Here is a 15,929-nt window from a genome sequence, read left to right on the forward strand (position 1 = left end):
GAAGAGGCTGGTGTCGGGTGTTGCTGCGAGGAATCGTTGCAGTCCGATTCGGTGTGCTGAGACACGAAAAACTCCTGGGTTTGGTCGGGCGTGGTCCGGCCCCATTGCGACTCCAGAGTACCGCGTAATTCCGCGCTTTTCCGGCTGGCCATCCTCAGCGGAAAGTTTAGGGAGGCCGTAACTGCCCTGCCGCGGCGGAGCCGTCCGCGGCTGCTTTCCGGCAGCAATTGTGGGCCCTTGACCGTCCGTGTCCGCGGTGTTCGAATGAAACCCAGGGCGGGGTCCCCGGGCCTCTGCCGCCACCGAAGCCGCACGGAGGTTGCACCATGGATAGCACCGCATCACATCCCATCCAGCCGGCCCGGGAGTCACTCGAGTCCGATCCCGCCTACGACTACGCCGAGGACGCGCCCGTCAGCGATGCCGCGGAGACCGAGGACGAGGAGCTTCTCGAAGAGGCCGATCGGCTCGTTCCCCTGGACGCGGAGGACTTCCTGGGCGACGAGAAGCCGGTGGTGCCCCTGGAAGGGGAAGAATTCCTTGAGCCGGAGGAGAATGAATGATTCGCCAAAGGCTTTAAAGTCCGACAGCGGTGCCTCCCCCTGCGAGGGGAGGCACCGCCGTCATTGACCCGCGGAAAGTAAACCAGCGGAACCTAGTGCGCCGGAACGGTAATCGATTCGTCCTCGGATGCCTCGCCGGCAACCCGCCGCTTCCAGTTCTTCATGACCGCGGGATCTGTCGGCTTGGTCAGCAGCGACACGGCGATGTAGACGATCGCGGAGGCCGCCAGGCCGAAGTAGATCGGCTCGTTGGCGTAGATGCCGTCCAGCGGAACCTCGGCGTTGATCTCCAGGACGATCATGGTGCCGAGGGTAATGACTGAACCCACGGCCATGGAAGCCGCTGCTGCGTGACCGGTGCCGCGCTTCCAGACCAGGCCGCCGAGAATGGCCACAAGGAGGCCGCCGACCAAGATGTCGTAGGCGATGGTAAGCGCCGCGACTACATCCTTGGTGATTACGGCGATGATGATCGCCACGATGCCGAGCCCCAGGACCCACATGCGGTTGGCTTTGACGTCGTGCTCCGGGTTGTCCGTGTCGTCGGTGTTGATGTTCTTGCCGAACCAGCTGGCGACGAACGGCAGCACATCGGCGCGGGCCACGGTGGCGGCAGCGATCAGTGCGCCGGAGGCAGTGGACATCATGGCGGCGACGGCCGCGGCGAGCACCAGGCCGCCGATGCCGATCGGCAGGATCTGCGTGGCGACCTCGGCGTAGACAACGTCCTTGCCGAGGTTGGCGACGTCGATGTCCGGCAGCGCGACGCGGGCGCCGAGGCCGATCAGGGCGCCGGCCGCACCGTAGAGAATGCAGTAGACGCCGGCCGTGGCGCCGCCCCAGCGGGCAACTGTCGGGGTCTTGGCGGTGAAGACGCGCTGCCAGATGTCCTGGCCGATCAGCAGGCCCAGAGTGTAGACGACGAAATAGGTGATGATCGTCTGGACGCCGATGCCGTCAATCTGGAAGAAACTGGCGTCGACACGGGCACGGATGCCGTCGAGTCCGCCGGCGGCGTTGAGCGTGAAGGGCAGCATCAGGACGAAGATACCGACCGTCTTGATGACGAACTGGACCTGGTCCGCCAAGGTGATGGACCACATGCCGCCGATGGTCGAGTAGATCAGCACGATCGAGCCACCGACGGCGATGGCGAGGGCGCGGTCCCAGCCGAAGAGCACCACGAAGATGGTGGCGTACGCGCTGGTGGAGGTGGCGCACAGCATCAGCGTGTAGGCGAGCATGACGATGCCGGAAGTCTGCGTGGACTTGCTGCCATAACGCAGGGTCAGCATCTGCGAAACCGTGTAGATCTTGAGCTTCTGGATGGTGGGGGCGAAGAGCAGGCTCAGCAGCAGCACGCCGGCGCCGATTGCGACCACGAGCCACATGCCGGAGATGCCGAACTTGTAGCCAAGGCCCACACCGCCGACGGTGGAGGCGCCGCCCAGGACGACGGCGGCCATGGTGCCGGTGTAGAGGAACGGGCCGAGGCGCCGGCCGGCGACGAGGAAGTCGCTATTGTTCTTGGTGCGGGACTTGCCCCACCATCCGAACGCCAGCATGGCGGCCAGGTACACCACCACGATTGCGATGTTGACGAAACTTGCGTCCATTAGGGGCTCCTTGGAGCTGGTTGGCAGCGGGATGCGGGCATTGCCGGGCCTCAACAGTGTGTTCGGCAAGGCTGCTGCTGCGTGAAGTGGTTGGAGGAGGATGTCCGTCGGAACCTCCGGTATTGCCTAATAGGCAACACATGTTGCCCAAAAGAGTATGTTGTGACCCCGGTAACAGTCAAGGCGCAGTACGTGCCGCCGCCGCATCCGCGTCACGAAGGCCTGCTCCCGCTAGGATTGCTCCAATGATGGGGCCAAGCGGCCGGCCGTGAAAGGTTCCTAGATGAAGGCTCTACCAGTTGAACCGAGCAATGTTCCTGTTGCCATCGGTTCACGGATCCGCGCCGCCAGGCAGTCCCAGCGGCTCACCATTGAACAGGTCGCCGATGCCACCGGGCTCACCAAGGGATTCCTCAGCCGGGTCGAGCGGGACCTCACCTCGCCCTCGGTAGCCTCCCTGGTGACGCTGTGCCAGGTCCTGTCCATCTCGATCGGCGACCTCTTTGCCGCCCCCGAAACGCACCTCACGAAGCAGAACGAAGGCCCCCGGATCTCCCTCGGCGGCGAGGGGATCGTCGAGCGGCTGCTGACCGCGCGCTCCGAGCGCCGCGTCCAGATCATCCAGGCGGTGATCGAGCCGCGCGGGCGCGGCGAGTCCGAACTCTACGCCGTGGACTGCGATGTCGACGTCCTGCATGTGGTCAAGGGCAGCATCCGGCTGATCCTGACCAACGAGGAATTCGAGCTCAGCACCGGGGACACCGTGACGTTCCCCGGCCGGGAACCCCACACCTGGGTCAATCCCACGGACGACGCCGTCGAGGTGCTGTGGGTGCTGGTGCCTGCCGCCAGCCGCTGAGGGCAGCACCGCAAAGCAACCACCGCAAACGTAACCACGCCAATGTATCCACTCCGCGCAATCCGGAAATGTACAGAACGAGCGGATGCCGCTCGCGTCAGTTTCAACTGGGGGATTCCATGAACCGCAAGAACATCTTTCTGTCCCTGTCGCTGGCCGCCGTGCTCGCGGCCGCCCTTGGCCTCAGCTCGTGCGCCGCGGCCGGCCAGCGTGCCGGCGAGACCGGAACCGGCCCTGCCAGCGCCGCAACGACCGCCCCGGCGCAACAGGAATCCGGCCCGGCGGCATCAGCCGCGTCCTCCACCGCTGCAGCCACGCCCGGACCCACCTCCGGCACTCCCGTCCCGGCCACGCCGACGGCCAGCGCGGTGGCCGGCGGGAAAACCTTTACTTTCCCGGACGGGCATCTGTCCTTTTCGTATCCGAGTGACTGGTCCATCCGGACAGTGGGCTCAGCCAAGAACGCCGGCAAGTTGCAGGGCGTGCAAGCGGTCATCGCCGACGCCACGGGCAACGAACTGGCTTCCATCGTCAGCAGCACCAGCGCCAGCAACGCTTCGGGCCCGGTTGCCCGCACCGTGCTGGACGCCGCTCCGGTGCCGGGGCTGAAAGATATGGACGGTGAACAGCTGGCCTTCGGCTTCGCGTTTGATTCCTTCGCCGATCAGTCCGACTTCCACATGAGCGTGCGCAAGCAGCGCGACTTTACGCCGCCGGTCTCTGACTCTGGCTCCGCCTACGTCAGCTTTGCCAACGGCGGGGCCGAGGCCAAAGTGCTCTTCGGCAGCCCTGCGTTCGCCTCCGTCGACGCCGCCAAAGTCTGGATGACCACGGAGCAGTACAGCCAGCTCAAGCGCCTGCTGCTCAGCCTCAAGTACAGCTGACCCCCCGTTCCTGGGCGGCGAGCTTGGCCTGGGTGAGACTTGCGTCACATTCCGGCAATCTGCCGGAAACGGCAAATTAATGCCCGGGGGCCGTCGCGTAACGTGCCAGCAAGAATCGGAAAGCCTTCCAGAAACACGCCGTGGGTAGCGTCATCTGCGGGGGGACGTACAACCGTCCCGAACGTCACATGGTCTCGCCGAATCGGCGCCCTCGGAGCGCCGGCACTCGAGGAAGGCTCCCGCTATGAAGTTCTCTGTGCTTGCAGTAGGAATGGCAGCAGATCCGCAGGTCCTTGACCCCGGATCGACCGCGTGGATGCTCACGGCGTCCGCCCTCGTCCTCCTGATGACCCCCGGGCTTGCGTTCTTCTACGGCGGGCTCGTCAGGATGAAGTCCGTCCTCAACATCATGATGATGAGCTTCGGCGCCATGGGCGTGGTGGGCGTCGTCTGGGCCCTGTGGGGCTACGGACTGGCGTTCGGCCCGGATGCGTTGGGCGGATTCGTCGGGGATCCCTTCACTAATTTCGGCCTGAACGGGCTGACCACCAGCATCGGCACCAAGGCGGCGGGCCTGCCGGACATGATCTTCGTCGGCTTCCAGGCCACGTTCGCCATCATCACCGTTGCGCTGATCAGCGGGGCGGTGGCCGAGCGCGTCAGGTTTGGACCCTGGCTGCTCTTTGCCGCCCTCTGGGTCACACTCGTCTACGCGCCGATCGCGCACTGGGTCTGGGGCGGCGGACTGTTTGGGCCCACCGGCCTCATTGGCAGCAAGATCTCGGCCCTCGACTTCGCCGGCGGCACAGTGGTCCACATGAACGCCGGCATAGCCGGACTCATGCTGGCAGTGGTTCTGGGCAAGCGGCTCGGTTTCATGAAAGACCCCAACATCCGCCCGCACAACCTGCCGTTCGTCATGCTCGGCGCAGGGCTGCTCTGGTTCGGCTGGTTCGGCTTCAACGCCGGCTCGGAACTCGCCGCCGACGCCACGGCCGCCCTGGCCTGGACCAACACCCTGCTTGCCACCAGCGCCGCCCTGCTGGGCTGGCTGCTCGTGGAGCGGCTGCGCGACGGGCACGCCACCTCGCTCGGAGCCGCCTCGGGTGCCGTCGCGGGACTCGTGGCAGTCACCCCGGCCTGTGGGTTCATCGACCCTGTCGGGGCCATCCTGATCGGCGCGATCGCCGGAGCCGTCTGCGCGCTCGCCGTCGGGCTGAAGTTCAAGATCGGGCTCGACGACTCCCTGGACGTCGTGGCCGTGCACTTCGTTGGCGGCCTCTGGGGGACCCTGGCTCTCGGATTCTTCGCACTTCCGTCCGCCAAGACCGGCGGCGGCCTCTTCTACGGCGGCGGCCTGGCGCAGTTCTGGCCTCAGATCCTCACCGCGCTCATTGTCACGGCATGGAGCGCCGCCATGACCACGCTGATTGGCTTCGCGATCCACAAGAGCATCGGCATGCGCGTTTCCGAGGCCGACGAGCTCTCCGGCATCGACGTGACGGAGCACGCCGAAACGGCGTACGAACTCCTCATGGTTGGCGGCAGCTTCCACCCCGGTGACCCCCATGCCAGGGCTGATGCTGCCCACGCCCAGGCCGATGCCCACGCCGCCGAGGCCGAGGGTGGGGCCGCCCGCGCCGAAGGTGAGGCCGCCCGCGGCAGGGTGTCGTCATGAAGCTCGTCACGGCCATTGTGCGGCCTGAGCGGGTCGACGCCGTCAGCGCGGCCCTGGAACGGTCCGGAGTCAACGGCCTGACCGTGAGCCAGGCCAGCGGTTATGGCCGGCAGCGGGGCCACACCGAGGTGTACCGGGGTGCCGAGTACAGCTCGGACCTGCTGCCCAAAGTGCGGCTGGAAGTCCTGGTCAACGAGGACGCCCTCGGCGCCGTCATGGCCGCCATCGAAGAGGGCGGCCGCACCGGCCGTTTCGGCGACGGCAAGATCTGGATTATGGATGTACGCGACGCCGTCCGCGTCCGGACGGGGGAGCGGGGCGCCTCGGCCATCGCGTGAGGCTGGCCATCGTGGGAGGCCTGCCACTATGAAGCCTTTGGTAAACAAATGATGCGCAATGCGAAACTTCGAGTGTATGATGGTTGTCACAACCGTCGGTCAATCCTCGAAGGAGAGGCTTCTTTTGGAAGAGCTGCGCATCGAGGCCAATGGCAACCTTGGCCCCATCGATTCATCCCGCGTCCCACGCTACGCCGGGGCTGCCACATATGCCCGCCTGCCGCGCCTGGACCAGGTGGCCAAGGCAGATGTCACGGTGGTCGGCGTGCCGTTCGACTCCGGCGTCTCCTACCGCCCCGGCGCCCGCTTCGGGGCCAACCACATCCGTGAGGCCAGCCGCCTGCTGCGGCCGTACAACCCGGCATGGGACGTCAGCCCCTTCGAGAACATCCAGGTGGCCGACGCCGGCGACATGGCCGTCAACCCGTTCAACATCAACGACGCCATCGAAACCATCCAGCAGAACGCCCTGGACCTGACGGCGTCCGGCAGCAAGCTGCTGACCCTCGGCGGCGACCACACCATCGCCCTGCCGCTATTGCGCGCCGCCGCCGAGCGCGCCGGCGGGCCCATTGCCATGCTGCACTTCGATGCGCACCTGGACACCTGGGACACCTACTTCGGCGCCGAGTACACCCACGGCACACCCTTCCGCCGCGCCGTCGAGGAAGGCATCCTGGACACCGAGGCCATCAGCCACATCGGCACCCGCGGTCCGCTCTACGGCAAGAAGGACCTCGACGACGACCACCGCTTCGGCTTCGGCATCGTCACCTCCGCCGACGTCTACTACCAGGGTGTCCTGGAGACGGTGGCCAAGGTCCGGGACCGGATCGGGAACCGCCCTCTCTACATTTCGGTGGACATCGACGTCCTTGACCCCGCGCACGCGCCGGGCACCGGCACGCCGGAAGCCGGCGGCATCACCAGCCGCGAACTGCTGGAAATCATCCGCGGTTTCCGCGGCATGAACCTCGTCGGGGCCGACGTCGTCGAGGTTGCCCCGGCGTACGACCACGCCGAGATCACCGGCGTGGCGGCAAGCCATGTCGCCTACGAACTCGTGACCCTGATGGCGGACCGCGCCGTCGAAGGGGACCGCTTCGGCGCCCCGAACGGCTACGCGGCCCAGGCCCTCGGCCAGGAATCCCGCCGCCCCGCCGGCTTCGGCACCCCTGTGGCTTCGCCGGTGGCTTCACGATGACCGGCGTGCGCAACGGCGGAGACCTCGTCGTCGAGACCCTTGAGGCGCTCGGCGCCAAGACGGTCTTCGGTATCCCGGGCCAGCACGCCCTGGGCCTGTTCGACGCGATGGGCCGCGGAAACCTGCACTTCGTCTCCTCCCGGGTCGAGAACAACTCGGCGTTCGCCGCGGACGGGTACTCCCGCGCCACCGGCGAGGTCGGCGTGCTGTTCCTGTCCACCGGCCCGGGCGCGCTGACGTCCCTGGCCGGGCTGCAGGAGGCCTACGCCACGGGCGTGCCCATGGTGGTTGTGGCGAGCCAGATCCCGCTCGAGGGCCTCGGCGCGCGCCGCAAAGGCATGTTGCACCAGCTCGATGACCAGAAGGCCTCGGCCGCGAACGTCACCAAGTCCCAGCGCCTGATCCAGCACGCCTCCGGCATTCCCTCCGCCATCCAGGATGCCTGGACCGAGGCGATCTCCTCGCCGCAGGGCCCGGTCTGGCTGGAAATCCCGCAGAACGTTCTGCTGGACCCCATCATGGTGCCTCCGGTGGAGGACGCCCTCGCCGAAGCGGCTGACAACCCGCCCCGGGTGGAGCTGGTCCGCGAAGCCGTGAAATGGCTCTCGACGGCGGAACGTCCCGCCATCATCGCCGGCGGCGGCACCCGCCGTGGCCGCGCCGAGCAGTCGCTGCTTTCGATTGCTGAGAAGCTGCGCGCGCCGGTGATCTGCACTCCGGGCGGCAACGGCGCGTTCCCCTGGAACCATGAGCTCTCGCTGCAGTCCTGGATCGAGGACCAGTACATGACGGAGGTGCTCGAGGACGCCGACGTGCTGATCGTCATCGGCTCCTCCCTGGGCGAGGTCACGTCCAACTACTTCACCTTTGAACCGCGCGGCCGGATCATCCAGATCGACGCCGAACCCCGGGTCCTGGAGTCCAACCGCCCCGGACTGGGTATCCGTGCCGACGCCGGCCAGGCCCTCGCCGCCCTCGACGCCGCCCTGACCGAACCGCACGGCGAACGCGCCGACTGGCACGGCACAGCTCCCGAGACGCTCGTCAAGGACACCCTGGCGAAGGTCACGGCCCGGCTCGAGTCCCAGGACCTCGGCAAGGAACTGAAGTTCATGGCCGATATCCGCGAGGCCGTTCCCGCGGGCATGCAGACGTTCTGGGACATGACCATCTCCGCCTACTGGGGCTGGAGCTGCTGGGATGCCCGTGAGGGCCAGTTCCACTCCGCGCAGGGCGCCGGCGGGCTGGGCTTCGGCTTCCCCGCGGCGATCGGCGGCGCCGTCGGGCTCGAAACCACCGGCACGCCCGGCGGCGCATCTGCCGGACACGCCAGAGTGCTGGCCGTCTCCGGCGACGGCTCGGCCATGTACTCCATCTCCGAACTCGCCACTGCCAAGCAGCACAACGTCCCGGTCACCTGGCTGATCGTGGACGACGGCGGCTACGGCATCCTGCGCGAATACATGGTGGGCGCGTTCGGCAAGGCCACGGCCACCGAGCTCGCCCGGCCCGACTTCGTCAAGCTGGCCGAAGCCTTCGGTGTGCCGGCCGTGCGGGTGGCCCCCGAGGATGTCGGGGACGCCCTGAAGGCCGGCTTCGCCGCGGACGGCCCCAACGTCGTCGTCGTCGAAACCCTGCTCAAGATGTTCGGCCCCACCCACCTGGCCACGTAGTCGGCCCGGGCGACACCGCCCTAAACAACACAGCACAGCACTGCAACAGCGGACCGGCCGGGTCTGCCCCTCACCTTGAGGGGCAGACCCGGCCGGTCCGTTTTTGACTTTAAGTGCCCTTTCGGCGGCCGCGCGGCACCTCCCACGAGAGAGTTAGTTTCCCGAAGTAACCAATTTCGTATATAGTTGCCTGGGGCAAACAAAAGAGGGGTGTCCAACATGTCAGTCGAATCCAACGCTGCAGCCAAACTCGTCTACCAGATCTTCGACCTCCAGCGCGCGGTCCGCTGCGTTGCCGCCGCCAGCCTGCGCGGCCAGGACACCGGAGTGGCGCTTCAGGGCGTTCTTCGCTTTGTGGGGGAGGGCGAATCCCGGGCCACGCATCTTGCGGAGCGGCTCGGCGTCAGCGCACCTGTCCTCAGCCGGCACATCGCCGATCTCGAAGAGCACGGTTACGTGGTCCGCCGCCCGGACCCCGAAGACGGCCGCGCGCAACTGATCGCCCTCTCCGCCACCGGCGCTGAGAAACTGCGCATCATCGAGGACCAGCGGACGGCCACCCTCCAGGGCTTGCTGCAGGACTGGAGCCAGGACGACGTCGAACTGACGGCGCGCACCCTCGAAAAACTTGCTGAGTCCCTGAGGACCTCAGCCCGGGCAACGACGGCCGGACCCACGAATACGACCGAAATTGTTGAGGAGTAGATATATGGCTAGCCACGCCGCCGCCACGGGACCGTCCCCGGCCCCGTCGGACCTTCACCCGAGGGCGCCCCGTGCATCCCAGCCCGCCGCAGAACCTGCCGCGATGACCCACCGCCAGATCATGGAGGCGCTCACCGGACTGCTGGCGGCGTTCTTCACCGCCATCCTGAGCAGCACGATCGTTGCCAACGCGCTGCCCACCATCATGTCCGAGCTCAAGGGCACCCAGACGGACTTCGCCTGGGTGATCACGGCCGCGCTCCTGGCCAACGCGGCCACCACCCCGATCTGGGGCAAGCTGGCGGACCTCTTCAACAAGAAGGTCCTCGTCCAGCTGAGCATCGTGATCTTCGTGGCCGGCTCCGTCATGGCCGGCCTGTCCGAGACCATCCCGCTGCTGCTGACCGCCCGTGTCATCCAGGGCATCGCCATGGGCGGCCTCACCGCCCTGGCCCAGGCCATCATCGGCTCCATGATCCCGCCGCGCGACCGCGGAAAGTACTCCGGCTACATGGGCGGCGTCATGGCCGTGGGCACGGCCGGCGGCCCGCTGCTCGGCGGCTTCATCGTCGACAGCCCGCTGGGCTGGCGCTGGACGTTCTTCGTCTGCGTCCCGCTCGCGGTGGTTGCGCTGATCCTGCTGCAGGTCACCCTGAAGATCCAGCACGTCAAGCGCCCCGCCAAGATCGACTGGCTCGGCTCCATCCTGTTGACCTCCGGCGTCAGCCTGCTGCTGATCTGGGTCTCCTTCGCAGGCAACCCTGACTACTACGACTGGTGGTCGTGGCAGTCCGTGGCCATGGTGGGCGGCGGCGTCCTGCTCCTGGGCCTGCTGGTGCTGGTGGAATCCCGGGTGGCCCAGCCCATCATCCCCCTCAAGATCATCTCGGAGCGGACCACCGCCCTCGCGATCCTCGCCTCGGTGGCCGTCGGCGTGGGCATGTTCGGTTCCTCGACGTTCCTTGGCCAGTACTTCCAGGTGGCACGCGGTGCCACCCCCACCGAAGCCGGCCTGCTCACATTGCCCATGATCGCGGGCAACCTGATCGGTTCGGTCGCCTCGGGCATGCTCATCAGCCGCACCGGCAAGTGGAAGCGCTACCTGGTGGCCGGCGCCATCCTGCTGATCGGCGGCCTCGGCCTGGCCGGGAGCATGGATCACACCACTGACCTGTTTCTGACCGGAATCTATACGGCCATCCTCGGCGTGGGTCTGGGCCTGCTGATGCAGAACCTCGTCCTCGCCGTCCAGAACACGGTCCAGGCCAAGGACATCGGCACGGCCAGCGCCTCGGTCGCCTTCTTCCGGTCCGTCGGCGGAGCAATCGGCGTCTCGGTCCTCGGCGCCGTGCTGGGCAACCGGGTCAAGGAGCTGGCCGTGGAGGGACTGGCCTCCGCCGGAATCCAGGTTCCGGCCGGATCGACGGGTGCAAGCATGGACCTCAAGGACATGCCGGCACCGATCCGCGACATCATGCGGGCCGCCTACGGTGACGCGATCGCCGAGGTCTTCCTGATCTCTGCAATCATCGGCCTCGTGGCGCTGGTCGCCATCTTGTTCATCAAGGAACGCCCGCTGCGGCGCACCGTCGATATCCGTCCGGAGTCCGCAGAGCAGGCAGGGGACGCCGCCACCGGCGCTGCTGCGGCCGTCGCCGGTGGCGCCACCGCCGCAACTGCTTGGGGGAACAACCCGAACGACGCCGTCAAGACAGTCTCCTCCGCCAACGGCACCGGCATCGTGGACCTGGACCGGGAATTCATCGAGGTGCTCAGCCGGGAGCGCGCCGAATCCCGCTTCCCTGATGCCGCCCGCCGGGAAGCCGACCTTGGCTTCAGGACCGGCGGTGGCTCCGGCCGCGATTCCGGTCCGGCGGAATTCGGGCCGGCGGGGTCCGGAGCGGCGGACTTCGGTGCGGAGCGGGCAGCCGAGAGGGAGGGTGTCCGCCAGCGGGCCCGTACCTTGGTGGCCGACGACCGGCCCGAGGCCGCCGACGTCGTACCGGTGATGCTTCGGACCCAGCAGCTGCTGGCGGAGCAGCAGCTGCAGCTGGCGGACGCGCTGCGCGCCGTGCACGAGCAGGCCGCAGAGCAGCGAGCGGTCGCCGCGGAACAGGCCCGGGTTGCCGAAGAGCTCACGGTCCTGCGCCGGCAGCTTGCCAAACAGCGCAAGATGCAGCGCGCGGCTGCCGACTACATCGCCACCCACGGCCGGCACCGCACCGAGTAGGGTCCGACTGTGCCCGCGCCGGCACCGCCGGACTGCGCACCGCCGGTGCCGGATCCCAGGGGCCCGTCTCCCAAGGTCCGTCTGCCGGATCGGATCCCAGAGGCCCCGCGGCCGCCCCAACGGCGGCTGCGGGGTCTCTGCGCGGCCTCCGTTAGCGCGGCAAGGCCGCGGCCGGCTGCAGGCAGGCGTGAAAGTACTCCGTTTGGATGATATTCAGCGTTCCGTGTTCCACGCGGGCGGGGGATTTCGTTGGGTTGGGTGGCTAAGGCTGTCGGCCCCAACGGATAGTCTTCAATCAGCTTTTCAACTCACTTCATTATCCGGTCTTCGTATCGTCCGGCCTTCCCAAAGGACTCGTGGGCATGCTCGTCACCCTCATGCGGCGCTATTCCAAGCCGTATCTGCCATACATCGCGGCTGTGGTCATCTTTCAACTGGCTTCGACCATCGCGGCGCTGTACCTCCCCAGCCTCAATGCCCAGATCATCGACGAGGGCGTTTCCCGCGGCGACACGGACTACATCTGGCGCACCGGCGGCGTCATGCTTGGCGTCTCCCTGATCCAGGTGGCCACCGCGATCGCCGGCGTCTACTTCGGTTCGAAGGCCGCGATGGCGTTCGGCCGTGACCTGCGCCGCGGCGTCTTCCGCAAGGTCAGCAGCTTCTCGGCCCGGGACGTCAACGTCTTCGGCGCGCCCACCCTGATCACGCGTGGCACCAACGATGTGCAGCAGGTCCAGATGCTCATGCTCATGGCGCTGAACTTCATGGTGGCCACGCCCATCATGTGCATCGGCGGAATCTTCATGGCCCTGCGCGAGGACCTCAACCTGTCCTGGCTCGTCTGGGTTTCTGTGCCCCTGCTCGTAGTTGTGGTGGGCTACCTTGTGGTCCGGCTCATGCCGCTCTTCCGTTCCATGCAGGAGAAGATCGACCGGCTCAACGGTGTCCTCCGTGAGCAGATCATCGGCATCCGCGTGGTCCGGGCCTTCGTGCGCGAACCCCACGAGGCCGAGCGCTTCGGCGCGGCCAACAAGGACCTCACCGACGTCTCACTGAAGATCGGTTCGCTGTTCGTGCTGATGTTCCCCGCCATCGGCATGATCCTGCACATCTCCACCGCCGCCGTGCTGTGGTTCGGTGGCCAGCGCGTCGATGCCGGCGAAATGCAGGTCGGCTCGCTGACGGCCTTCCTCCAGTACCTCTTGCAGATCCTCATGGCCGTCATGATGGGCACCTTCATGGCCATGATGATTCCCCGCGCCTCGGTCTGCGCCGACCGGATCGGTGAAGTGCTCGACGTCGAACCGACCATCCACGAAGCGCTCACCCCGGTGGCGCCGGCCGCGAGGGCCGGTCGCGTTGAATTCCGCAACGTGACCTTCGCCTACCCGGGTGCCGAGGCGCCCGTGCTGAGCAACATCAGCTTCACGGCAGAGCCCGGACAGACGGTGGCGATCATCGGCTCCACCGGGGCCGGCAAGTCGAGCCTGCTGGCCCTGCTGCCGCGGCTCTACGACGCCGAATCGGGCGAGGTCCTGCTCGACGGCGTCCCCGTCACCCAGTTGGACCGGGCCGAGATCACGCAGCGCGTGGCCATGGTGCCGCAACGGCCGTACCTGTTCTCCGGAACCATTGAGCATAACCTGCGCTTCGGCAAGCCCGAGGCCACGGACACGGACCTGTGGGAGGCCCTGGCCGTCGCCCAGGCCGCGGACTTCGTGCGCGAAAAGAAGGGCGGCCTCGCTTCACGGATCGCCCAGGGCGGCACTAACGTCTCCGGCGGCCAGCGGCAGCGGCTGTGCATCGCCCGCGCCCTCGTCACCGAGCCCAAGGTCTTCCTCTTCGACGACTCGTTCTCGGCCCTTGACGTCGCCACCGACGCCAGGCTCCGCCGGGCGCTCAAGGCCAAGACGGCCGATGCCACGGTGATCATCGTCGGCCAGCGCGTGTCCACCATCGCCGATGCGGACCAGATCCTCGTGCTGGACAACGGCAGGATCGTGGACCGCGGAACACATGAGGAACTGTTGGAAAGCTCCAGCACCTACCAGGAAATCGTCGAATCCCAGCTGAGCGCGGAGGCAGTGGCATGAGCACCAACGAGAAAGTCTCCACCACTTCGGCCGCAGCCGACACGACCGCAACCGACACCACCGCGGCCACAACAGCCGCCCTTGATGTGACGGACGACGACTTCATCGAGGAGGAGTACACGCCCGGCGAAGCCGACGGCGGCATGTTCGGTGCCGTGCCGGCCAAGAAAGCCCAGCACTTCTGGCCCTCGGCTAAGCGGCTCATGGGGCTGCTGAAGCCCGAGCGCGCCGGCATCATCGCTGTGCTCGCCATGGTGACGGTCGCCGTCGTCCTCAACGTCATTGCCCCGAGGATCCTGGGCCAGGCGATGGACGTGATCTTCGCCGGAGTAGTAGGCAAGCAGCTCCCGGCCGGTGCCACCAAGGAGCAGTTCATCGAAGGACTGCGCGCCCAGGGCCAGGACAACTTCGCCGACATGCTGGCCAAGATGGACGTAGTGCCGGGCGCGGGCATCGATTTCCAGAAGCTCGCGTTCCTCATCAGCGTGGTGCTGGTGATGTACTTCGTCGCCAACATCTTCCTGTGGCTCCAGGGGTATGTCCTCAACGTGCTTGTCATGCGCGTGGTCCGCACCCTGCGCGATGACACCGAGAAGAAACTGAACAAGCTCCCGCTGAACTACTTCGACACCCGCCAGCGCGGCGACATCCTCTCCCGCGTGACCAACGACGTCGACAACATCCAGCAGGCGCTCCAGCAGGCCTTCGCGCAGCTCGTGAACTCGGCCCTCACCGTCATCGGGATCGTGATCATGATGTTCATCGTGTCCTGGCAGCTGGCCCTGATCGCACTCGTCGCCCTGCCGCTCTCCGGCGTGGCCGCCGGCATCATCGGCGCCCGCAGCCAGAAGCTCTTCGCCGCCCAGTGGAAGAACACCGGCGAGCTCAACGGCCAGATCGAGGAATCCTTCTCCGGCCACGACCTCGTCCGCGTGTTCGGCCGCGACGCCGACATGCTGGCCCGCTTCGACGAGCGCAACGAGGAACTCTACAAGGCCAGCTTCGGTGCCCAGTTCGTCTCCGGCATGATCATGCCGGTCATGCAGTTTGTCTCCTACCTCAGCTACGTCGGGATCGCCGTCGTCGGCGGGCTGCGCGTGGCCTCGGGCGCCATGAGCCTGGGCGACGCCACGGCGTTCATCCAGTACTCGCGCGAGTTCACCCAGCCGCTGGGCCAGATGGCTGGCATGGCCAACATGCTGCAGTCCGGCGTCGCCTCCGCCGAGCGGGTCTTCGAATTCCTCGACGCCGACGAACAGGACGCCGAGACCGCCACCGAGCACCTCCCGGCCAAGACCGATGGACACGTCGAGTTCCAGCACGTCACCTTCAGCTACACGCCGGACAGGCCGCTGATCGAGGACCTGTCCTTCACGGCCGAGCCCGGGCACACAGTGGCGATCGTGGGACCGACCGGGGCGGGCAAGACCACCCTGGTCAACCTCGTGATGCGCTTCTACGAACTGAACGCCGGCAGCATCACCCTGGACGGCGTGGACATCACCCGGCTGAGCCGTTCGGAGCTGCGCGCCAAGGTGGGCATGGTGCTGCAGGACGCCTGGCTGTTCGGCGGAACCATCTACGAGAACATCCGCTACGGCAAGCTGGACGCCACCGAGGACCAGATCATGGCGGCGGCCAAGGCCACGTTCGTGGACCGCTTCGTCCGCGCGCTGCCGGACGGCTACAACACAATCATTGACGAAGAAGGCAACAACGTCAGTGCCGGCGAAAAGCAGCTGATCACCATTGCCCGGGCCTTCGTGGCGAACCCGTCGCTGCTAATCCTGGACGAGGCCACGAGTTCCGTGGACACCCGCACCGAGGCCCTGGTCCAGAAGGCCATGGCCGCGTTGCGCACCGAGCGCACCAGCTTCATCATCGCCCACCGGCTCTCCACCATCCGGGACGCTGACACCATCCTGGTCATGGAGGACGGGCAGATCGTCGAACAGGGCCGGCACGCCCAGCTGCTGGCCATGCAGGGCGCGTACTACCGGCTGTACATGTCCCAGTTCGCCGGCGAGGACGCGGACGACGCCTTGTTGGATTCCGCGGAGGACGCGACGGCGGTGCACAGCTG

At 66.9% G+C, this 15,929-nt stretch carries 12 protein-coding genes; 11 read left to right on the top strand and 1 reads right to left on the bottom strand.

The window, feature by feature from the left end; translation table 11 throughout:
- Positions 1-326 precede the first annotated feature (326 nt).
- Complete coding sequence (locus LQV16_RS20140; RefSeq protein ID WP_229995645.1) at positions 327-563, top strand: hypothetical protein; 237 nt, start codon at positions 327-329, stop codon at positions 561-563.
- Between the two features lie 92 nt (positions 564-655).
- On the opposite strand, the gene LQV16_RS20145 is transcribed toward LQV16_RS20140, so the two are convergent.
- The gene (locus LQV16_RS20145) at positions 656-2,179 is read right to left on the bottom strand and encodes a sodium:solute symporter (protein WP_229995646.1); all 1,524 of its coding nucleotides are present in this window, start codon (positions 2,177-2,179) and stop codon (positions 656-658) included.
- A 283-nt stretch (positions 2,180-2,462) separates the two neighbouring features.
- Here LQV16_RS20145 and LQV16_RS20150 point away from each other — a divergent pair, with 283 nt between their 5' ends.
- The 10 genes from LQV16_RS20150 to LQV16_RS20195 form a co-directional block, all read left to right on the top strand.
- Positions 2,463-3,038: a cupin domain-containing protein gene (locus LQV16_RS20150; protein WP_018775913.1), complete on the top strand. Its 576-nt coding sequence runs from the start codon at positions 2,463-2,465 to the stop codon at positions 3,036-3,038.
- A gap of 119 nt (positions 3,039-3,157) precedes the next feature.
- Entirely contained in the window at positions 3,158-3,922 is a 765-nt protein-coding gene (locus LQV16_RS20155) for a hypothetical protein (RefSeq protein ID WP_229995647.1), read from the top strand.
- Between the two features lie 244 nt (positions 3,923-4,166).
- A complete protein-coding gene (locus LQV16_RS20160) occupies positions 4,167-5,600 on the top strand; it encodes an ammonium transporter (RefSeq protein ID WP_229995648.1) in 1,434 nt (477 codons plus the stop codon).
- Positions 5,597-5,938 (top strand): P-II family nitrogen regulator, encoded by a 342-nt coding sequence (locus tag LQV16_RS20165; protein WP_229995649.1) that lies wholly within the window; start codon positions 5,597-5,599, stop codon positions 5,936-5,938. Before LQV16_RS20160 ends, LQV16_RS20165 begins: the two co-directional genes overlap by 4 nt.
- 124 nt (positions 5,939-6,062) lie before the next feature.
- Positions 6,063-7,142: an agmatinase gene (speB, locus tag LQV16_RS20170; protein ID WP_229995654.1), complete on the top strand. Its 1,080-nt coding sequence runs from the start codon at positions 6,063-6,065 to the stop codon at positions 7,140-7,142.
- Positions 7,139-8,815 (top strand): thiamine pyrophosphate-binding protein, encoded by a 1,677-nt coding sequence (locus tag LQV16_RS20175; protein ID WP_229995650.1) that lies wholly within the window; start codon positions 7,139-7,141, stop codon positions 8,813-8,815. The genes speB and LQV16_RS20175 overlap by 4 nt, the downstream gene beginning before the upstream one ends.
- Positions 8,816-9,034: 219 nt before the next feature.
- Complete coding sequence (locus LQV16_RS20180) at positions 9,035-9,520, top strand: MarR family winged helix-turn-helix transcriptional regulator (RefSeq protein ID WP_229995651.1); 486 nt, start codon at positions 9,035-9,037, stop codon at positions 9,518-9,520.
- Between the two features lie 103 nt (positions 9,521-9,623).
- Positions 9,624-11,750: an MDR family MFS transporter gene (locus tag LQV16_RS20185; protein ID WP_229995655.1), complete on the top strand. Its 2,127-nt coding sequence runs from the start codon at positions 9,624-9,626 to the stop codon at positions 11,748-11,750.
- A 362-nt stretch (positions 11,751-12,112) separates the two neighbouring features.
- Complete coding sequence (locus tag LQV16_RS20190; RefSeq protein WP_229995652.1) at positions 12,113-13,846, top strand: ABC transporter ATP-binding protein; 1,734 nt, start codon at positions 12,113-12,115, stop codon at positions 13,844-13,846.
- Positions 13,843-15,929, top strand: a 2,087-nt coding sequence (locus LQV16_RS20195; protein WP_229995653.1) for an ABC transporter ATP-binding protein, incomplete at its 3' end; no start/stop codon positions are given. The genes LQV16_RS20190 and LQV16_RS20195, both read left to right, overlap by 4 nt.

Source organism: Arthrobacter sp. Bi26, assembly GCF_918697925.1.
Taxonomy (GTDB): domain Bacteria; phylum Actinomycetota; class Actinomycetes; order Actinomycetales; family Micrococcaceae; genus Arthrobacter.

What these genes read in the sequence shown, in the direction of transcription:
- LQV16_RS20140 (WP_229995645.1), top strand. Translation starts at nt 327, where the DNA reads ATGGATAGCACCGCATCACATCCCATCCAGCCGGCCCGGGAGTCACTC.
- LQV16_RS20145 (WP_229995646.1), bottom strand. Translation starts at nt 2,179, where the DNA reads ATGGACGCAAGTTTCGTCAACATCGCAATCGTGGTGGTGTACCTGGCC.
- LQV16_RS20150 (WP_018775913.1), top strand. Translation starts at nt 2,463, where the DNA reads ATGAAGGCTCTACCAGTTGAACCGAGCAATGTTCCTGTTGCCATCGGT.
- LQV16_RS20155 (WP_229995647.1), top strand. Translation starts at nt 3,158, where the DNA reads ATGAACCGCAAGAACATCTTTCTGTCCCTGTCGCTGGCCGCCGTGCTC.
- LQV16_RS20160 (WP_229995648.1), top strand. Translation starts at nt 4,167, where the DNA reads ATGAAGTTCTCTGTGCTTGCAGTAGGAATGGCAGCAGATCCGCAGGTC.
- LQV16_RS20165 (WP_229995649.1), top strand. Translation starts at nt 5,597, where the DNA reads ATGAAGCTCGTCACGGCCATTGTGCGGCCTGAGCGGGTCGACGCCGTC.
- LQV16_RS20175 (WP_229995650.1), top strand. Translation starts at nt 7,139, where the DNA reads ATGACCGGCGTGCGCAACGGCGGAGACCTCGTCGTCGAGACCCTTGAG.
- LQV16_RS20180 (WP_229995651.1), top strand. Translation starts at nt 9,035, where the DNA reads ATGTCAGTCGAATCCAACGCTGCAGCCAAACTCGTCTACCAGATCTTC.
- LQV16_RS20185 (WP_229995655.1), top strand. Translation starts at nt 9,624, where the DNA reads ATGACCCACCGCCAGATCATGGAGGCGCTCACCGGACTGCTGGCGGCG.
- LQV16_RS20190 (WP_229995652.1), top strand. Translation starts at nt 12,113, where the DNA reads ATGCTCGTCACCCTCATGCGGCGCTATTCCAAGCCGTATCTGCCATAC.